15 protein-coding genes are annotated in these 19,286 nt (G+C 54.7%); 6 read left to right on the top strand and 9 right to left on the bottom strand.

Annotated features, from left to right (window positions below; translation table 11 throughout):
- Nucleotides 1-26: 26 nt before the first annotated feature.
- The 8 genes from speA to ACF8D4_RS01860 all read right to left on the bottom strand — a co-directional run bounded on the left by speA (nt 27) and on the right by ACF8D4_RS01860 (nt 8,332).
- A complete protein-coding gene (gene speA / locus ACF8D4_RS01895) occupies nt 27-1,940 on the bottom strand; it encodes a biosynthetic arginine decarboxylase (protein WP_025888969.1) in 1,914 nt (637 codons plus the stop codon).
- A 28-nt stretch (nt 1,941-1,968) separates the two neighbouring features.
- Nucleotides 1,969-2,844, bottom strand: a complete 876-nt coding sequence (gene speE, locus ACF8D4_RS01890; protein WP_028779304.1) for a polyamine aminopropyltransferase — start codon at nt 2,842-2,844, stop codon at nt 1,969-1,971.
- 107 nt (nt 2,845-2,951) lie between these two features.
- Nucleotides 2,952-3,098: a hypothetical protein gene (locus ACF8D4_RS01885; RefSeq protein WP_093983023.1), complete on the bottom strand. Its 147-nt coding sequence runs from the start codon at nt 3,096-3,098 to the stop codon at nt 2,952-2,954.
- Between the two features lie 478 nt (nt 3,099-3,576).
- Nucleotides 3,577-4,236: a CoA transferase subunit B gene (locus ACF8D4_RS01880; protein WP_028779305.1), complete on the bottom strand. Its 660-nt coding sequence runs from the start codon at nt 4,234-4,236 to the stop codon at nt 3,577-3,579.
- 15 nt (nt 4,237-4,251) lie between these two features.
- Nucleotides 4,252-4,953, bottom strand: a complete 702-nt coding sequence (locus tag ACF8D4_RS01875) for a CoA transferase subunit A (protein ID WP_144130859.1) — start codon at nt 4,951-4,953, stop codon at nt 4,252-4,254.
- A 30-nt stretch (nt 4,954-4,983) separates the two neighbouring features.
- Nucleotides 4,984-5,754 carry a 3-hydroxybutyrate dehydrogenase gene (locus tag ACF8D4_RS01870; RefSeq protein ID WP_144130857.1) on the bottom strand — a complete coding sequence of 257 codons (771 nt, stop codon included), beginning with the start codon at nt 5,752-5,754 and terminating at the stop codon, nt 4,984-4,986.
- A gap of 37 nt (nt 5,755-5,791) precedes the next feature.
- Complete coding sequence (locus ACF8D4_RS01865; protein ID WP_117200641.1) at nt 5,792-7,024, bottom strand: homoserine O-acetyltransferase; 1,233 nt, start codon at nt 7,022-7,024, stop codon at nt 5,792-5,794.
- A gap of 9 nt (nt 7,025-7,033) precedes the next feature.
- The gene (locus ACF8D4_RS01860; RefSeq protein WP_025009614.1) at nt 7,034-8,332 is read right to left on the bottom strand and encodes a GntP family permease; all 1,299 of its coding nucleotides are present in this window, start codon (nt 8,330-8,332) and stop codon (nt 7,034-7,036) included.
- 288 nt (nt 8,333-8,620) lie between these two features.
- Here ACF8D4_RS01860 and ACF8D4_RS01855 point away from each other — a divergent pair, with 288 nt between their 5' ends.
- Entirely contained in the window at nt 8,621-10,900 is a 2,280-nt protein-coding gene (locus tag ACF8D4_RS01855) for a TonB-dependent receptor (protein WP_208162200.1), read from the top strand.
- Nucleotides 10,901-10,988: 88 nt separating this feature from the next.
- Nucleotides 10,989-11,633 (top strand): response regulator transcription factor, encoded by a 645-nt coding sequence (locus ACF8D4_RS01850; RefSeq protein ID WP_025888960.1) that lies wholly within the window; start codon nt 10,989-10,991, stop codon nt 11,631-11,633.
- A 43-nt stretch (nt 11,634-11,676) separates the two neighbouring features.
- On the opposite strand, the gene ACF8D4_RS01845 is transcribed toward ACF8D4_RS01850, so the two are convergent.
- Complete coding sequence (locus tag ACF8D4_RS01845) at nt 11,677-15,129, bottom strand: PAS-domain containing protein (RefSeq protein ID WP_392464494.1); 3,453 nt, start codon at nt 15,127-15,129, stop codon at nt 11,677-11,679.
- A 276-nt stretch (nt 15,130-15,405) separates the two neighbouring features.
- On the opposite strand from ACF8D4_RS01845, the gene ACF8D4_RS01840 reads away from it, so the two are divergent.
- From ACF8D4_RS01840 to ACF8D4_RS01825, 4 genes are all read left to right on the top strand, one after another.
- On the top strand, nt 15,406-16,239 hold the full coding sequence (locus ACF8D4_RS01840; protein WP_044734372.1) for a S1 RNA-binding domain-containing protein: 834 nt from the start codon (nt 15,406-15,408) through the stop codon (nt 16,237-16,239).
- Between the two features lie 167 nt (nt 16,240-16,406).
- A complete protein-coding gene (locus ACF8D4_RS01835; protein WP_392464492.1) occupies nt 16,407-17,123 on the top strand; it encodes a YceH family protein in 717 nt (238 codons plus the stop codon).
- Nucleotides 17,124-17,274: 151 nt separating this feature from the next.
- Nucleotides 17,275-18,117 (top strand): ABC transporter permease subunit, encoded by an 843-nt coding sequence (locus tag ACF8D4_RS01830; RefSeq protein WP_392464490.1) that lies wholly within the window; start codon nt 17,275-17,277, stop codon nt 18,115-18,117.
- Nucleotides 18,114-19,019: an ABC transporter ATP-binding protein gene (locus tag ACF8D4_RS01825; protein WP_335920823.1), complete on the top strand. Its 906-nt coding sequence runs from the start codon at nt 18,114-18,116 to the stop codon at nt 19,017-19,019. The genes ACF8D4_RS01830 and ACF8D4_RS01825 overlap by 4 nt, the downstream gene beginning before the upstream one ends.
- The last annotated feature ends 267 nt before the right edge of the window (nt 19,020-19,286 follow it).

The following is a 19,286-nucleotide window of genomic DNA, read 5'->3' as shown; positions in this document are numbered from 1 at the left end:
CGAAGGGCCTGCTGAATGCACCGACCTTATGAAAAATCTTCCAGATAGGTATAACCCTTAAGACCCAATTGCAGCTCTTCAAGGATCGAGGTGCGTTCGTCTTCGGCAATATGCTGATTCACCAGCTCTTCGTAGGTGCGCATAAAGGATACGGCATCCAGGTTCACATAGCGCAGCACATCGGCCACAGTGTCACCGGACAGCACAGACTCTATGTTGGCTAGGCCGCTTTCATCGAGACGCACCACAGCCGAGTTGGTATCACCGAACAGGTTGTGCATATCACCGAGGATCTCCTGATAAGCCCCAACCAGGAAGAAACCGATAAGATACGGGCTCTCGGCACTCCAGGCAGGAACCGGCAGTGTGGTTTCAATCCCCTGCCCGTCCACATACTGATCCACCATGCCGTCCGAGTCACAGGTGATATCCAGCATCACGGCGCGGCGCTCTGGCGCGGTATCCAGCCCGGTCAGCGGCAACACAGGGAACACCTGATCTATACCCCAGGCATCCGGCAGCGATTGGAACAGCGAGAAGTTAACGAAGAACTTGTCGGCCAGTTTCTCATTGAGTTCATCAATGATGGGTCTGTGATAACGGTTCTTGTTGTTCATCAAGCCCTGTAGCTCGTGACAGACACGCAGGTTGGTCTGCTCCGCCCAGGCGCGCTCTTCCAGGCTAAGTTGCCCAAGAGCAAACAGAGCGTGAGCTTCGGCCAGATCCGATTGGGTATCGTGGAAAATCTCAATCAGGGCACGGGAATCGGCGCGGCCGCGGATATCGCTCCAGGACTGCCACATGTTGTGCAGCAGCTGTGGGGCATCCTCTGCCGGTGGCTGGATATTCTCAGGGGAATAGGCCTCGGTACCGATAACATCCGTGATAAGTACGGCGTGGTGCGCGGTCAGGAAACGGCCGGACTCAGAGATAATCCTCGGCACCGGCTGCTCGTACTCGGCGCAGACATCACTCAGGGCGCTGACGATATTGTTGGCGTATTCGCTCAGGCCATAGTTCATAGAGTTGTTGCTTTGGCTGCGGGTACCGTCATAGTCCACCGCCAGGCCGCCGCCCACGTCGAAACAGTTGACCTTGGCACCCAGTTTTCTCAGCTCACAGTAGAAGCGCGCCGCTTCACCCACACCATGGCGAATATCGCGGATATTGGCAATTTGCGAACCCAGGTGAAAATGCAGCAACTGCAGCGAATCCAGCATGTCGGCACTCTTGAGCTCGTTGACCACCCGCAGCACCTGCGCAGCAGAAAGACCAAACTTGGACTTTTCACCGCCACTGGCCTGCCACTTGCCCTTGCCCTGGAACGCCAGGCGTGCGCGCAGACCCAGACGCGGAGTAACCCCAAGCTCGCGGGATTCCTGCAGCACCATCTTAAGCTCGGACATCTTCTCCAGCACTATGTAGACCTTGTGGCCCAGCTTTTCGCCTATCAGTGCCAGGCGGATATATTCTTTATCCTTGTAGCCGTTACAGACTATGACTGAGCTGGCCTTTTGTGCCATGGCCAGTACCGCCATCAGCTCAGGCTTACTGCCAGCTTCAAGCCCTAGTTGCGGTGCTTCTTTGCTGACCTGGCTGGCGAGGATTTCCTCAACCACCGTCTGCTGCTGGTTCACCTTGATGGGATAAACCAACAGATAGTCCTCGCTGTACTCGTACTTTTGAATCGCCTGATTAAAGGCCTGGCACAGGCTATCGACCCTGTGGTGCAAAATCTGCGGGAAACGGACCAGCACAGGCAGGTTAACACCGGCCTTCACCATATCTTTGGCCAGTTCGTTCAGGCCGATTTTGCTGTCCGGATTCAAAGGATCCGGTGACACTGTCACCTCACCCTGATCGCTGATCCCGTAAAATCCCTGGCTCCAGTATGCGACGTTGTAGCCGACGCGGGCATCGTCAATAGACCAATCACTCATGTTCGTTAGCCTGTTATCAAAAAATGGGTTATGCGGTAACCGTCATCGCTGACGCGACCGCCTGTTCGACAAACGCCGGCAGCGCAAAGCTTGCCTGATGGATAGCCGGCGTGTAATAACGGGTGGTAATACCGGCCCGTTCAAAACGCTCTTCGAGAGTAGCCAGGCTATGCTGACGCGCCTCAAGATCATCGGTTGCCCAGGCAAAGGCCATGCTGCCACCCACATAGGTAGGCACGGCCGCCATATAGAACCGACACTCTTTCACATAAGAGCTCATGCGTCTGACGGTATTTTGCACTTCATCCAGCTGCATAAAAGGCACGCCGTTCTGAGCGACAAAAATCCCATTTTCATTGAGACAACGCTTACAGCCCTCGTAAAAGTCGGAACTGAACAGTACTTCTCCCGGACCAAGGGGATCTGTGCAGTCAGAGATAATCACATCAAATTTTTGCTGTGATTGCCTAACATAATCCATCCCGTCGCTGATCACCAAGTTGACTCTGGGGTCATCGTAGGCGCCTTGGGAATGGTTTGGAAAATAGCTTTTACACATTTCCACCACGGCGGCATCAATCTCCACCATGGTAATGGATTCAATCTGTTTATGTTTGACCACTTCCCGCAGCATGCCGCCGTCACCGCCGCCTATGATAAGCACCCGCTTGACGTCGCCGTGGGCCAGAATAGGCACATGGGTCAACATTTCGTGATAGACAAACTCATCTTTCTCTGTGGTCTGGATGGCGCCATTGAGCGCCATGACCCGTCCCATAGCGGCATTTTCAAAAATGCTCAGGTGCCACTGTTCGGTCTTTTGCTCGAACAGCACCTTTTCCACCTCAAAATACTGCCCGTATGCCGGATGCAGTGTCTCGTAGTAAATATTCTTGGCTTGCATTTAACCTAAAACTCTTGGTGTTGAATGTAAGGGTGGACAAATAACCCGTCCTCGGCGATTCAAAAATGAATGCCGAGTGAATTTATCGTCGTAGATGGACGACGGGCTCAGTTGGGACTATTGGCCTGTTCGCGGCCGGAATTGATGCGGATTAACGTGAGATGTTTCAAGCCGGTATTGTCATAGCTGACAATGGTTGAAAACCTGTGTTGTGGCACTTGGCGAACCAGTGCGGCAAATGAATGGCTGTGCATTAGCTAAAACCCTCTTAACCCCGTGTAAATGGTGCTTTTTTCATTTACACGGTTAATGACTCGTGAACCATAATAACCCTGTTACTCACGTTTGCCTGTCAGGACTGAATGTACCTTCAAAACGGCGCAATTAAACCTTGCTGTGCCCCATAATGCAAGCACGAATCACAGTTTATCCAAGCCTTTGAAATATAAACTACAGTTGCTATGTTCACTCATGCCATTTAAACGGTTTTTTTTCGATTTATATCAATAGATTGAGCCATGAAAGCCGATTTCATCTGTTCAAGATTTTTTAAATACACAGGCTCCCTATTTTGATCGCCAGATACCGCTTTGGGTACCTAGTTTGATTCAATGCAGCCCCCTTGGGGAATTTGAGGGTGAAAACTCACCCTCAAACAAAGGGTTGTTATCGTGAAGCCTGGCGATTCAAGCAAAAATCGCGGCAGCTAAAAACGCCACCCAATTTAGCGAATTAATCAAAGGTCATTTCCGGCACAGACTCGCCGCAATGCAGTCTGCCCGCCGTCTTGGCGCGGATCTCCTCAACAGTTACCCCCGGCGCGCGCTCCAGTAGATGAAAACCGCCGTCACGGATTTCCAGCAGTGCCAAGTCCGTCAGCACCCGCTTGATACAGTTAACCCCGGTCAGCGGCAACGTGCAACGCTCAAGCAACTTGGACTCACCCTGTTTGCTGCAGTGCATCATGGTACATATGATGTTGGCCGCGCCGGCCACCAGATCCATGGCGCCGCCCATCCCTTTGACCATCTTGCCCGGGATCATCCAACTGGCAATATTGCCCTGTTGATCCACCTCCATCGCCCCCAACACTGTGAGATCCACATGCCCGCCCCTTATCATGGCAAAGCTCAGGGCCGAGTCGAAAATCGCCGCGCCTTTGACCGCAGTGACAGTCTCCTTACCGGCATTGATCATGTCGGCATCTATCTTTTCCTCCAGCGGAAACGGCCCCATTCCCAACAGACCATTTTCCGAATGCAGCATCACCTCTATCCCGGGTGGCAGGTAGTTGGCTACCAGAGTGGGAATGCCTATGCCCAGATTGACATAATCACCGTCACGGATCTCTCTGGCGACCCGCATAGCCATCTGTTCGCGACTCAACGCCATAATGCTGTTCTCCTGTTAGCTGGGTCGAAAGGTGCGCTTTTCGATGCGTTTTTCAAACTGTCCCTGCACCAGGCGATCGACAAAAATTCCCGGTGTATGAATTTGTGATGGCGGCAGGCTGCCTGGCTCGACTATCTCTTCGGCCTCTACCACGGTTATCTTGCCCGCCATCGCTGCCAAGGGGTTGAAGTTCATCGCGGTGTGGCGATAGATGCAGTTGCCCTGCCAATCGGCCTTCCAGGCACGAACCAGCGCAAAGTCGGCGACTATGCCACGCTCCAGCAGATACTCCCGCCCTTCGAAATGTTCACTGGGTTTGCCCTCGGCCACGGGGGTTCCTACCCCGGTGGCCGTGTAAAACGCCGGGATCCCGGCGCCGCCGGCGCGGATCCGCTCGGCCAGAGTGCCCTGAGGCACCAGCTCCACCTCCAGCTCACCAGTCATCATCAATTGCTCAAACAGGGCGTTTTCACCCACGTATGACGCCACCATCTTGCGAATTTGGCGGTTTTGCAGCAAGAGCCCAAGACCGAAGTCGTCGACGCCACAGTTGTTGGACACCAGCTCCAAATTACGCACTTCTTTGCGTACCAACTCGGCTATCAAACCCTCGGGTATGCCACAAAGGCCAAAGCCTCCGGCAATGATCCGCATCTCATGGGTTATCCCCTCCAATGCCTGTTCATGACTGGCAACCCTTTTATCCAACCCGGCCATAGTGATTCTCCTGTGTCAGCCTCTCTTGCCTTATTGCGCGGTCCAGCCACCGTCCAGCACCAGCGTCTGGGCGGTAATATTGCGCGCCGCTGGCGCCATCAAAAACGCCACCGAATGCACGATTTCATCGACGCCGATAAACGCCTTCTTCGGCATGGGGGACAGCATGATGTTGTCGATAACCTCTTGCTCGCTCATGCCGTGCTCCCTTGCCTGAGACGCTATCTGCGCCTCCACCAGCGGTGTCTTCACATAAGCCGGGCAGATAGTGTTGACGGTAATGTCCCAGTCGGCGTTTTCCAGCGCCACGACCTTGCTCAGTCCCAGTAAACCGTGTTTGGCGGCCACATAGGCCGACTTGTACCTGGATGCCACCAGTGCATGGATAGAGCCGATATTGATGATGCGGCCAAAGTTGCGCTCCCGCATTCCCGGCAGCAATGCCTTGCAAAGCATCGCCGGGCCGGTGAGCATCACCTGTTGCAGCAGTTGCCACTTCTCGGCCGGAAAGGCATCGAGGCGCGCCACATGCTGCAGTCCGGCATTGTTGATGAGCACATCCACTTCAATGTCAGCCAGTTGCTCGGTCAGCGTTTCAATGGCCCGGGAGTCGGCGACATTGAGCCCAAGGCCCAAGCAGTTGCCGCCGGCTTGATTGAGCGTGTTGGCGGCCAGTATCGCCCGCTCAGGGTCGAGATCGCTCAGCAATATCCTGTGGCCAAAGGCCGCCAGCTCAGTGGCAATCGCCAGGCCGATACCGCTGGCCGCGCCGGTGATCAATACGGTTTTAGGGTCTTTCATACAGGCTCCTTAAAATTACGCCCTGCGGCGGCTTGACTCAGTCCGCCAGAAATGTACGGATTTCATCACTCTTGCTCTGAATGGAGAACAAGCCATCGAGATGGCCCCAGGGGCCTTTAATTTCACTTATCTCTACCTCTTTACCCAGTTCCTTCAGGGTGGCGGCCATCTGCCTCACCCTCTGGGGCCGCAACAGCAGATCGCCACTGGCGGGCAGCAACAGGCTCTTGGCCTTTATCTTGGCCAAGGCGAGTTTCAGCTCGCCCCCTTGCCAATCGGCACTGAACAGTTGCGAGGCCCGTACCAGATACAGCACATGGTTGGCATCCTGCAATGCCGCCCTGGCCCCGGCGCGCTGTTGCAAGATCTGGCTGATTTGCGGCAGCGTGCGAATATCCGCCAGCGCGCCTTTGTCGGCCACAGTGAAGTCCTTGAAGCTGGCCAGATAGGCCTCCGGCGCCATTGCATCCTGGGTGATATTGAGCAGCGCCGCGGTCAGCCCTGCCACCGGGGGCGTCTTGCCGTAGTAGTCGCCGCCGCGCCAGTTGGGATCCAGCCGGATAGGCAGGGCCCATTTTTCCAGTGCCGGTACGCTCCAGGCATCCATGCTGTCGGCGCCGATAACATGAATGAGCCGCTCGACTCTGTCCGGGTAACTCACCGCCCAATCTAGCGCCTGAAATGACCCCATGGAGGCACCCATCACCGCATGGAGTTTTTCAATGCCGAGACTCTCCAGCAGCAAGCGCTGCACCTCGACGAAGTCATGAATGGTCACCACGGGGAAATCCAATCCCCAGGGTTTGCCGGTTTCAGGGTTGATGCTGGCAGGCCCTGTGGTGATGGTATGACCGTCGTGCACATTGGCGTTGACCAGAGTGTCGGCGCTGACAACAAAGAAGCGATTGGTATCTATCGCCTTACCCGGCCCTATGATGGCGTCCCAATAGCCACTCTGGGGATCAGACTCGGCGTACTTGCCGGCGGCGTGGGAATTACCGGAAAAGAAATGAGTGATCAGTATGACATTGTCCTTGGCCGCATTGAGACTGCCGTAGCTTTCCCAGCCGACGGTCACACTGGGCAACACTTTGCCCGATACTGTGCGAAACTCAGTGGTGGTAAACGACTTTTTCTCCACCAGCATAGGCTGGGCGGCCGCTTTCAAGGACGAAGCCGCCGAGGCAGAAACAGACTCGGCCGAAGCCGGAGCACTGGCTTGGGCAACCCCAAGCAGCGCCGCAAACATGCAGGATGCAAATAACTTCATATTCACCTCTTAAAACCAAATAAACAGAGCCAGTGCCAGCGCGACACCGATAAGCGGCAGCAGGGTCGTCAGCGCCGCCATCGCCCAATAGGCGCGCTTGTGGGTTTCCTTACAGATGGCGCGAATGGTGGTAACCACATAACCGTTATGGGGCAAGGTATCCAAAGCACCGGAAGAGATAGCCACCACTCGATGCAGCTGATCCGGGTTCACCCCCATATCCAGATAATGGGGCGCCACCAAAGGCAGGGCTATCGCCTGGCCGCCGCTGGCAGAGCCGGTAAGGCCAGCAATCACGCTCACCGCCACCGCAGCCCCCAACAGCTCATTGCCCGGCATATTGGTCATCACCTCAACCGCAGTGGCAAAGGCAGCCGATGATTTGGCCACGGCGCCAAAGCCGACCACGGCGCTGGTATTGCCTATGGCCACCAAAGCGCCTGTGGTGCCGTCATTGACCGCCCGTCCCAGATGATGAAAATGGCGGAAGTTGATTAACATCAGCGTCAGCACCCCACCGAGCAAGGCAACTATCAGGGCATTTTGTGCCAGGGTATCGTGCAGCCAAAAGGAGATAACCAGCACCACAATGAGAGGGATCACCCCTGTGATGGGATGGGGCAGATCCCGCTCCGGCACTTCAGGATCATCACTGCGCGCCTCGAAACGCTCACCTCTGGCGATGGCTCGGTTAATCATCCACTTGAGCCAGAAATAACCGCTGACCGCCATAAACAGGGCCACCACCAGGCTCACTTCCCAGGCGGCCCAGGGAGAGGTATTGAGGTATTTGATCGGGATCCAGTTCTGGATCTCAGGCGAACCGGCCGAGGTCATGGTAAAAGTCACCGAGCCCAGTGCCAACGCTGCCGGAATAAAACGCCGCGGCAGATTGGCATCCTTGAACAGCCCCAGCGCCATGGGATAGACGGAAAATGCCACAATAAATACGCTGACGCCGCCATAGGTCAACACGGCACAGGCGGCTACCACTGCCAGCACCGCATAGCGGATCCCGAGTTTCCCCACAATAAAATGCGCCACCGCATCGGCCGCGCCGGTATCTTCCATAAACTTGCCAAACAAAGAGCCCAGCAAAAACATAAAGAACCAGGACGCCAGAAAGCCGGAAAAACCGCCCATATAGGCACTGACAAAGTCAGCCCCCGAGGCATCGAATAACGGAATATGGTTGCTCAGCGCAACCAAGGCCGCGCACAGTGGCGCGGCGACAAACAGGTTGACACCTCTGAGTGTCAAAATGATCAGCAGCAGTAAGCCACCGAAGAGTCCCAGCATACTCAACATAAGCCCATCTCTTGTTGTTGGTCGCCCTATTCCGGCGCCGCAAATTTGCAGCGATTGACCAGGCACCATTGTTAATTTTTTGCAACCAATTTTTGTAACCAAGAGAGTGACAAGCAAAAGCCGGATTGAACATAACACCATAGTGCTATACACAAAATAACCAATAAATTTCAAATCATTAAATAACACTGTACTAAGGTGCTAATTCCCTTCTGCTTCCTTTGCTCTAGAGTAAACGCCGAAGTATTAACAAAAACAAAACAAACAAAACAGCAAAAGGACTTAATCATGAGTCAAGCCAAGATCCCCTACTCTCTGCTGGCACTGGCCATAGCTTCGGCACTGACGCCGATAGCGGCTCAGGCAGAAGAAACCAACAATAAGGGCGAGCTGGAACGTATTGAAGTCACCGCCAGACGCACAGTGGAAAACCTGCAGGAAATACCGGTCGCCGTCACCTCAGTCAGTGAGGCCGAGCTTAATGAACGCGGTATTACCGTGGTGACCGAAGTGCAGCAGTTCTCCCCCAATACCACGCTGCAGGCGAGTCGGGGAACCAACTCCACCATCACCGCCTTTATTCGCGGCGTGGGCCAGCAGGACCCGCTCTGGGGTTATGAGCCCGGCGTCGGTATCTATGTGGATGATATCTATATCGCCCGCCCACAGGGGGCGGTACTGGATCTGCTGGACGTGCAGCAGATAGAGATACTGCGCGGCCCTCAGGGCACGCTTTACGGCAAGAACACCATAGGCGGTGCGGTCAAGTATGTGACCAAGGTGATGTCCGGCGATCCCCAGCTGAATATTCAGGGCTCCTACGGCAGCTTTAATCAGAAAGATCTCAAGATCACCGGCCAGTATCCGTTGATAGACGAGCAGCTGTATCTGGGCTTTGGCTATGCCAACCTCAACCGCGATGGTTTCGGTAAGTTTTTGACCTCGGCCGAGCCGAACCAGGACAAAGAGAACTACAACAAAGATCTCAGTGCCATGCGGCTCACCCTGGAGTATCACCCAACAGACTCACTGTTTTTCCGCCTCGCCTGGGATAAAACAGACGATAAGTCCAACGCCAAGGGGGGCTATCGCCTGCTGCCGAGTCTGCTGACCAATGCCCCGGTACCGGACAGCAAGTTCGACTCCTACACCAGTCTGCCCACCTGGAACGAGGTGGACCTCGAAGGTTGGAGCTTCACCGGCAGCTGGGATATAAACCACTCAACGCAGCTGAAATATATTGCGGCCAGAAGAGAGAGTTACTCACCCACCAACATAGATTTCGACAACACCTCACTGCAAATTTTCGACGTACCGGCCATCTATGACGACGAGCAAACCACCCATGAGCTGCAGCTGCATCACAGCGGCGACAACTACAAGCTGGTGTCAGGTCTTTACTACTATGATGCCGATTCCTGCGGCCAGTTTCAGGCGATTCTCGAAGAGCTTGGAAAGGTGCTCAACGCCCCTGGGCTGACCCGTGAAGTGAGCGGCTGCTCCAATTCCACCAGCAAGGCGGCCTATATTCAGGGCAGCGTAGACTTGAGTGACAGCTGGTCCATGACCCTGGGGCTGAGATACACCCAAGATGAAAAGCAGGCCTATGTCCGCAACGGCCTGATATTTGATACCGTCTATCCCGAATCCGGCTGGGTGCCGGGCTATGTCCGCCCCGACGGCGACTTGGTGCCCTTGGTATTGGACGACAGTGAAGACTGGTCCAAGCTGACCCCAAGAGTCGGGGTGGAATACCAGTACTCGGATGACATCATGTTCTTTGCCAGTTACGCCCAGGGCTTCAAGTCAGGCACCTTTAACCCCAGGGCCGAAAGCGCCGAGCCGGCGGCAGATCCTGAAACCGTTGACAGCTTCGAGCTGGGGATGAAGAGCGAATGGGGCCGCAACTTAAGGGCCAACCTAACCCTGTTCAGCCTGGATCATAAGGACAGGCAGTATATCTCTGTTTTGCCGGGCGACACGGCTGCCGATCTCAATCAGCGCCTGGGCAACATAGGCTCTTCGGAGGCCCGTGGCGCAGAGCTTGAGATGACCTGGGTGGCCACAGATGCGCTGAACTTTGACCTGGCGGTGGGCTATATCGATGCGGAATTCAGTGAAGTGTTCGATACCAACCCAGTTACGGGTGAAACCTTCGACAAATCGGACAGGTTCACCATAGCCAATACCCCGGATCTCACCTTTAACCTGGGTTTCACCTATCGCCTCTATGCCGATATCGGTGAGTTTGTCTTTAACGGCAACTATTACTATCGCGGTGACTATGTGCTGTTTGAGGAAGACAGCCTGCTAACCCAGGACGCCTACGGCCTGCTGAATCTGGGGATCACCTGGTATAGCAATGACGGCAGCTGGTATGCCGGCCTCTATGGCAAAAACCTCACCGATGAAGAGTACCTTATCGGCGGCTATCAGTTTGTCACCCCAGATCCGAGCGATCCGACAGATGTCAGCAAGTACACCCCAGGACTCGGTGGCGACAACACCCTGATTGGTTATTACGGCGATCCACGCACAGTGACCCTGACGGTAGGCTACCGCTTTTAATCCGTGCCCCGAACAAGGCTTACCCTAGTGTAAGCCTTGTTTTTATTGATACTTTCCCGTATAAAATTTGAAACCCGGAGCCCTTAGGATGAGTCTGGTGAAAGCCATAATTGCCGATGATCACCCGCTGTTTCGCAGCGCCCTCAAGCAGGCCGCCGCCTGCGTATTGGATGAAGCACAGATACGCGAATGCGCCGATCTCGAGGGGTTGTTTGAGCTGCTCGGGCGACACAGTGAAACTGAGCTGGTGTTTCTCGACCTCGGCATTCCAGGAGCCAATGGTTTGCAGGGACTGTCGCAACTGCGCAATCAATATCCGGATGTGTTGATCATCATGGTGTCGGCCACCGAAGCACCGGCGATTATGCAGCAAGCCATCGCCCTGGGCGCTTCGGCCTATGTGCCCAAGTCCTCGCCGCTGGAGCGGATATCCGAAGCCATCGCCGAGGTGCTCAATGGCGAAACCTGGCTACCGGCGGATTTGGCGCTGGAAACTCTGGACGCCGATGACGAGCAGACGGACTTTGCCAGAAATCTGGAAAAACTGACGCCGCAACAATACAAGGTGCTGGCGATGATTGCCGATGGCCTGCTCAATAAGCAGATAGCCTATGAAATGCAGGTGCAGGAAACCACGGTCAAGCAGCATGTATCGGCCATTCTGCGCAAGCTCGGCCTCAACAACCGAACCCAGGCCGGCATCCGCTATAACCAGCTCAGCCGCCCCGAATAACGGTTTCCCCTTCCCCACAAAGCGCTTTATTTAAAAGCGCGCCTCAATTGAGCAAACGCTTGATACTGCGCCTGAGCGCCGGCAACTTCAGTGGCTTGTAAAGCAAGGGGAAACCGGCATCACTGACCTGCTCGCGAATGCTTTCGGCCTGATTGGCGGTATTGATAATCACAGGTAATCCGGACAACCCCTGGGAGGCCAACAGCTCAACCCCGGTGAGACCGGCATCCAACTGATAATCGACTATCAAAAGTTGCGGCAAGGGCAAACGCGCTTGCAGTTCAGCCAACTGCTCGGCGCCGGTGGCCTTTTCTATCTCGCAGCCCCAACTGCCCATGACCTGCCCCAGGGCTTCGAGCACGGTTTGATCATTATCCACCAGCCAAACCCGCAACCCGGCAAAATCGGACTCACTCTCCAAAGTCTTGGGTTTGACCGCGGCCACAGCCCCCGGCAGCGACTTGCATTGCAGCAACAAGGTAAACTGAGTACCGGTTCCTAACTGGGAACCCAGCAGCAAGGGGATGTCCAACAGATCGCAGATACGCTTGGTAATCGCCAGCCCAAGCCCCAGCCCTTCGGCGTTACCGCGGCTGCCGAGCTGCTTGAACTCTTCAAATATGGTCAATTGATCTTCCTTGGCGATACCAATGCCCGTGTCTTCCACTATCAATGACAAGAGTCCGTTTTCAAGATAGGTCTTCAGCCGCACTTCGCCCTGCTCGGTATAACGAATGGCGTTGCTGAGCAGATTACGCAGCACACGTTTGAGCAGCGCCTTGTCGGTATTGAGCAGCACTTCCTGACTCTCGAGATGAAAGCCTATGCCTTTTTGCGCCGCAAGTGCCTGATATTCGTGCCTGAGGGGATCTATGATTTGCCGCAGTGAAAATTCGCTGACATTCACCTTGAAGGCTCCGGCGTTGAGCTTGGTCAGTTCCAGAATACTGCTGAGCAGCTCTTCGGCGCTGCCAAGGGAGCTGCGGATATTATCGGCCAGGGTTTCCAGCTCACTGCCCCTGGCCTTGTCACTCATCAAGGAGCAGAACAGGCTGGCGGCATTGAAGGGTTGCAATAGATCGTGACTGGCGGCGGCAAAAAAGCGGGTCTTGCTCTCGGTTGCCTGCTCGGCCACCCGTTTGGCATTGGACAGCTCGCGGTTGGCCTGGGTCAACGCCCGGGTGCGTTGGTTGACTTTTTCTTCCAGCGAGGCATTGACGTGTTCCAGCTGGCGCTGCTGACTGACAAAGTCGGTTACGTCCGTATAGGTGGTCACAAAGCCGCCACCGGGTAAGGGGTTACCCTGCATCTCATACACCCGGCCATTGCTGTGGGTGCGCTGATACTTATAGGCGCTGCCCCGACGCAGATAGTCGAGACGCTTGGCAATTTCCTGTTCGGGGTCTTCGCCGCGAAACATGCCTCTGTGGGCGTTGAGGCGAATTATCTCTTCCACCGGCCGACCTATATAGAGCGCCTCATCCGGGTAGAGGAACATATCCTTGTAGCCCTGATTCCAGGCCACCAGCCTCAGCTGGGAGTCCACCACACTGATCCCCTGTTGGATATTTTCTATGGTCGATTGCAGCAAGTCGCGATTAAAGCGCAGCACTTCGCGGGCCTCATCGACAAATTCGGCCACCTGCTCCAGCCCCTGATGTTTCTCATCTTTGGCGGCATCGATAATCAGCCTGGCCGAGGCGCCGCCGACCATAGCGGCGAGCTCTCTCTCGACCAGCTGCTCGGTTCGCACCGGCGCATCCGCTTTCCAGTGATTGGGATCCAGCGGGAACTCGCTGGCAACCAACTGACTGACCGAGTCGGCTTCGCCGAAGCGTTTCAGCAAGGCCGCCAGATCATGAAAACTCAAACTGGCCTTGGGCACACCTTCCCGTCTGTCATCCCGGCTGATAACAAACTTGCTGCTCTGCAGCCGCTCGGCGAGCCCCGCCGGGCGCAGCACTGGCAGCAAGATATACACCAATAGATTGAGCCCAAGCGACAGCAGCATGGACTGGGTAATATCATCCAGCCCCAGCCCAAGTAGATCCCGCGGCGCCAAAGCCTGAACTCCGAATGGGCCATTGTCGAGCCAGGGCTGGTAACCAACCGCGCCTATCACCAGGTTCGGTAGCAGCAAGGTATAAAACCACACCAGCGAGCCTGAGGCGATCCCCAACTGCGCCCCAAGACAAGAGGCCTGACGCCACCACAAACCTATGATCAGCGCAGGTGCAAACTGCGCCACCAGGGAAAAAGACATCAAGCCCACCATGGCAAGGGAGTTGGTATCGGCCAGTATTCTGTGGGTAAAGTAACTCAGTAGCAACAGCGCGAAGATCACCGCCCTTCTGGCCTGCAGCAAGGCGTTTTGGCTGAGGCCGCGACTGCCGGAGGCCAGTGATGAACGCCGCAGAATAAACTGGTTGATAAAGTCGTTAGTGATCATGATTGACAGCACTATCGCCGAGACAATCACCATGCTGGTGGCCGCCGAAAACCCGCCGAGAAACACCATCAGGGAAACGGCGTGATTCTCTACCGCCATCGGCAAGGCCAGTACGAAGGAGTCCGGCGCCACCTGCTCCTTACCGAACCATAACAGGCCGGCTACCGCGATAGGCAAAATAAACAGATTGATAAGAATGAGATACAGCGGAAACAGCCAGCGCGCCGTACTGAGATGGCCCTCGCCGCCCGTTTCAATAAACTGCATATGAAACTGACGCGGCAAACAGAACATGGCCAACACCCCAAGCAGGGTATGGGTGGCATAGATGTAGCCGGAGTCGACCTCAAAGCTCAAGCGCCCTTCGGCCTTGGCGCTCTGAGCCTGTTGCCAGAGTGCCAGCGGGCTGTCGAACAAACCGAAACAGACAAACAGCCCAACCGAAATAAAGGCAGCCAGCTTCACCAGCGATTCAAACGCCATACTGGCCACCAGCCCCGGGTTGTGCTCGCTGGGTCTTGGACGCCGGGCACCAAACAGTACGGCAAACAGCGCCAGCAGCAACATGATATAAAAGGTACTGTCTTGCCAGAATCCGCCTGAGGAAACCTCTTCGCCCGTGAGCATGGCGATACTTTCTGAGGTGGCCGACAGCTGCAACGAAATATAGGGCACTATGGCAATCACGGAAATAAAAGACACCAACCCGGAGAGGCTGGAAGACTGGCCATAGCGGCTGGCGATAAAGTCGGCCAGGGATGTGAGTTTTTCATCGCGGCAGATTTGTGCCACCCGGCAGTAAAGCCGCCAGCCAAATAGAAACAGGATCAAGGTACCGGCATAGGTGGGCGCCAGCCACCAACCATGATTGGCAGCCTGAGCCGTGGTACCGAAAAAAGCCCAGGAGGTGCAGTAGACGCCGAGTGTCAGGCTGTAAAACAGCGCCCGAAAGCGTTTGGGTTTATATTTATCCGCCCACCAGGCGATGATAAACAACAGCGCGAGATACAAGAGTGCCAGCAGGCTGACGGACCAGATAGAGAACATAGGCAAAGGTTTTTATTTTCAGCTTAACCAGTTCTGCTGCAAAAAGCAGCGCTAACTTTAGTCTTATTCAAACTTAGGGAAGTCTGACTTCGACAGGCCCCGGCATGCCTTCAGTCAGATGCCTTGAACGCCAATTGCTGTGCAAGCCACGCCCTACAAAAGAGAAGGCCACGAGGACTTATTCGTACCTTCCCTAACAAAAGGCACGGGCATAGGTGAGCGCAATCCGTTATAATCCGCCGCAGCTGAAACAAAGTTAATCAGGTTCAAAAACAGATGGCAGAAATAGGTCAAAGTTGCACCCTGGAAGTGGTCAAACAGGTTGATTTCGGGGTTTACCTCAACGCTCATGAGTTGGGACAGGTGTTATTACCCAATAAAGTGGTGCCCAAGGGTTGTCAGGTTGGCGACAAGTTGGAGGTGTTCCTCTATCTGGACTCCAACGACCTGCCTATCGCAACCACTAAAAAGCCCTTGGCTCAGGTGGGTGAGTTTGCTTATCTCAAGGTGGTTTCCATTGGTCGGGTCGGTGCCTTCCTCAATTGGGGACTGGAAAAAGATCTGCTGCTGCCCTTCGGTGAGCAGCACAAGCAGGCCGAAGAGGGCCGCAGTTACCTGGTCTATGTTCACCGTAACCGCGCCGACGAGCGGATTGTCGCTTCGTCCAAAATCGATAAGTTTGTCGATAAGAGCCCGGCTTGGTACAAGAATGGTCAACAGGTTGACCTTATCATTGCAGGTACTACAGATCTCGGCTACAAGGCGATAGTCAACAATAAGCATTGGGGCGTCATCTATCAAAATGAGGTGTTCCGTAAGCTGAAGTTTGGCCAAAAGCTCAAGGGTTATATCAAGCAGGTGCGTCACGATAACAAACTGGATCTGACCCTGCAAAAGGCTGACCGTCAGGAGTTGGATCAGCAATCACAGCGGATCATGAAGAAGCTGGCCCAGGCCGGCGGTTTCCTGCCCTACAGCGACAAGACCTCGCCCGAAGTGATCTACGCCGAGCTCGGCATGAGCAAGAAGGCCTTCAAAAAAGCCATCGGCGGCCTGTTCAAGGCCGGAAAACTGCGCATCGAAGATGACGGTATCCACGCCAATAATTGAACAAAGAACTGGCAAAGAATTGAGCTAAAATAACGCGCCTACCCTATTCAGGACAGGCGCAGCCGAAGAAAACCGCGACATCGGCTCAAGGCTCTGATATAACTCAAAAACACTGAGTAAAATGTCGGTCAGTTGGCCGATATCTGCCTTGAATGGAACTGTCAATTATGTTGCAACTCAATGCCATCGAAGCCAGAGTGATTGGCTGCCTGCTGGAAAAAGAAGTCACCACTCCGGATCTTTATCCCCTGTCTCTCAATTCACTGACCCAAGCCTGCAATCAAAAGACCAGCCGCGATCCCGTGATGGAACTGAGCGAGTCTGAAGTGCAGCAAGCCTTGGACAGCCTGAGTAAAAAACGTCTGCTGAGTGAGCAATCCGGCTTTGGCAGCCGGGTCATAAAATACCGCCACAGATTCTGTAACACTGAATTTGGCGAGCTGCAGTTTTCCCCGGCGGAGCTGGCGATAGTGTGTTTGTTGCTGCTGCGCGGCGCCCAAACCGCAGGTGAACTCAGAAGCCGGGCTCAGCGGCTGTTTGAATTTGACGGCCTGCCACAAGTGGAACAAACCCTATTGGCGCTGAAAGACAAAGGCTTTATCCGCCAACTGGCCAGGGAGCCTGGAAAACGTGAGATACGCTTTGCCGAGAACTTCACCGAGAATGATGGTGTATCTGAAGGTTCCGGCGGCGCAGATACCACTCAGATTGCCAATCAAGCTGCAGCTCACCATGAAGGTGAGCGCGAAGGTGAGTGCGAAGGTGAGCCAGAAACGGCGAGCCAGAGCCGGATAGCCTTGCTTGAACAAGAACTGGCGACAATGAAGCAAGAGCTGGCTTTACTAAAACAGGAATTGGCCGAGCTTAAGGCGCAACTGGCATAATTGGACCGTAAAAACGACAGCTACCGCTTGAAATAGCGGCCAGGCGTTGGCCTGCCTGGCCTCATGGTGTTAGGCTGGCGTCCTATCGGCAACCCAGTGCTTGCGCCGGTCGCTGCAAGGACTCCATATTTGGAGCAAAACAAGGAACCACATGACAACTGCAACTCACAGCACTCATCCCGGAGGGCTGAAAAACGCCCTGCAACTCGCGGGATTTGAACTCTATAAACTCATTTTCCACCGCCGTGGCACCCTGGCGATGATAGCTTTCGCCCTGGTGTGGCTGCTGATCCTCGCCTATCCGGTCCGAGGTGCCGCCAGCTTTCTGTTGAACCCGGACTTCAAGCATTTTGTTACCGGTGCCTTCGGTGAAGGCACTCTGGATCAACTGTTTGCCTGGCCGGTTGCCGAGCAAGCCGTCTATTGGGTCATCAGTCTCTACCTGTTCCCCATGTTCAGCATTCTTATCTGCGGCGATCAGTTCGCCTCGGACAAAAACCGCGGCACACTGCGCTTCCTCAGCCTGCGTTCGGGCCGCGATGCCCTCTTCTTCGGCCGCTTCCTCGGCATGATATTGATCCAATTGCTGTTGGTTGCCATCACAGTCATAGCAACCGTATTTTTGGCCATGAGCCGGGATATGGCGTTGGTGCTACCCGCGCTGACTTCCGGCTTGATGATGACACTCAATCTGGTATTGATCCTGCTGCCCTACACCGCCCTGATGGCGCTGTTCTCACTCTGGGCCAGCTCGGCCAGATTAGCCAGTGTTTTTGCGGTGCTTTTCTTTGCCGCCATGATGATAGTAATGGCGGTTATCAATGCTCAGCTGCCCATGCTCTCTTTCATCGGTTATCTGGTGCCCGGAGCACAGATAGATGCCATGCTCAATGCCCAGCCGCTAACGGCACTGTCAAGTGCTTGGTTGCCACTGCTGCAAACCATTGGGTTATTGGCAATAGGCCGCACCATGATGCAGCGAGGTGATCTATGAGTCTGATTAACTGTAAAGGCCTGAGCAAACTCTACGGCAGCAAGCGGGCATTGGATAGCGTCGACTTGCAACTGGAGCCCGGTAGTCCCATCGCCCTGGTCGGCCCAAACGGTGCCGGCAAGACTACATTGATGAGCCTGCTGCTGGGTTATATACGTCCAAGTAGTGGTGAAATCACTGTGATGGGACAACGCCCGGGTAGTAGCGAACTTTTGGGACAGATCTCTGCCCTGCCCCAGGACGCCGCCCTGGATCCCGGCTTCAGCCTGCTGACTCAATTCAGCCTGTTTGCCCGCATGCAAGGTATGGGCGCCGAAGCTGCCAAGGCTGAATCCATGCGGGTGCTGGCGCTGGTAGGCCTTGAGGACGTCGCCAATCAAAAACCCAACTCTCTGAGTCATGGTATGGGGAAACGCGCCGCGATTGCTCAGGCGCTGATAGGCAACCCCAAGTTGGTGCTGCTGGATGAACCCACGGCCGGACTGGATCCCGCCAACGCCCGCAAAATTCGCGAGTTGGTAGAATCCCTGAGCGCAGACACCACCTTTATTATCAGCTCCCACAATCTGGATGAGCTGGAAAAGCTCTGTGATAGAGTGCTGTATCTGGACAAAGGTAAACTGAGCCAGTCGGTCACCATGCAGCAGAGCAGCGTCGAAGCCTATCTGACGTTGCAGATGCAACACTGTGATCAGGAAAAACTGCTGGAGGCACTCTACGCCCTTGAAGGTGTTTACGAGGTCTCGGCCAAGGGCAAACAAAACTACCTTATCCGTTACCAACCGGAGAAGGACACCTTGGATATCGAGCTGCTGCAGCTACTCAAGCAGAATGGCTGGCAATATCGCAGCCTGATGCGAGGCCGCACACTGGAAGATACACTGTTCGACGGCGCAGCCTGAATCTCAGCCACTCGTCTATACCTGTCGAGCCCTGACACGCAAAAACCTATGCCTTGGCATAGGTTTTTTCTTTCGTCTACAGCAGGTTAGTGTCACGCTTTTACTTTTTTAATCGAACCACCCAGGGTATTTTCACCTAGCCCCGCTATTTACACTCATTCATATCAGTTTGTATCAAAATCAGTTTGCAGCAGCTTAATCACATCCCTTTCTACTTTATGCCTGCTATTTTCACCAACAAAGTCTTGGGAAAGGCACAAGTGCGTT

The organism is Shewanella sp. YQ_9, from assembly GCF_043103185.1.
Classification (GTDB): Bacteria; Pseudomonadota; Gammaproteobacteria; order Enterobacterales; family Shewanellaceae; genus Shewanella; species Shewanella algae.
This window is presented reverse-complemented; position numbering and strand designations above follow the sequence as displayed.

Bases quoted from the DNA above. Each gene is read 5' to 3' on its own strand.
- speA (WP_025888969.1), bottom strand. From the start codon at position 1,940: ATGAGTGATTGGTCTATTGACGATGCCCGCGTCGGCTACAACGTCGCA.
- speE (WP_028779304.1), bottom strand. From the start codon at position 2,844: ATGCAAGCCAAGAATATTTACTACGAGACACTGCATCCGGCATACGGG.
- ACF8D4_RS01885 (WP_093983023.1), bottom strand. From the start codon at position 3,098: ATGCACAGCCATTCATTTGCCGCACTGGTTCGCCAAGTGCCACAACAC.
- ACF8D4_RS01880 (WP_028779305.1), bottom strand. From the start codon at position 4,236: ATGGCGTTGAGTCGCGAACAGATGGCTATGCGGGTCGCCAGAGAGATC.
- ACF8D4_RS01875 (WP_144130859.1), bottom strand. From the start codon at position 4,953: ATGGCCGGGTTGGATAAAAGGGTTGCCAGTCATGAACAGGCATTGGAG.
- ACF8D4_RS01870 (WP_144130857.1), bottom strand. From the start codon at position 5,754: ATGAAAGACCCTAAAACCGTATTGATCACCGGCGCGGCCAGCGGTATC.
- ACF8D4_RS01865 (WP_117200641.1), bottom strand. From the start codon at position 7,024: ATGAAGTTATTTGCATCCTGCATGTTTGCGGCGCTGCTTGGGGTTGCC.
- ACF8D4_RS01860 (WP_025009614.1), bottom strand. From the start codon at position 8,332: ATGTTGAGTATGCTGGGACTCTTCGGTGGCTTACTGCTGCTGATCATT.
- ACF8D4_RS01855 (WP_208162200.1), top strand. From the start codon at position 8,621: ATGAGTCAAGCCAAGATCCCCTACTCTCTGCTGGCACTGGCCATAGCT.
- ACF8D4_RS01850 (WP_025888960.1), top strand. From the start codon at position 10,989: ATGAGTCTGGTGAAAGCCATAATTGCCGATGATCACCCGCTGTTTCGC.
- ACF8D4_RS01845 (WP_392464494.1), bottom strand. From the start codon at position 15,129: ATGTTCTCTATCTGGTCCGTCAGCCTGCTGGCACTCTTGTATCTCGCG.
- ACF8D4_RS01840 (WP_044734372.1), top strand. From the start codon at position 15,406: ATGGCAGAAATAGGTCAAAGTTGCACCCTGGAAGTGGTCAAACAGGTT.
- ACF8D4_RS01835 (WP_392464492.1), top strand. From the start codon at position 16,407: ATGTTGCAACTCAATGCCATCGAAGCCAGAGTGATTGGCTGCCTGCTG.
- ACF8D4_RS01830 (WP_392464490.1), top strand. From the start codon at position 17,275: ATGACAACTGCAACTCACAGCACTCATCCCGGAGGGCTGAAAAACGCC.
- ACF8D4_RS01825 (WP_335920823.1), top strand. From the start codon at position 18,114: ATGAGTCTGATTAACTGTAAAGGCCTGAGCAAACTCTACGGCAGCAAG.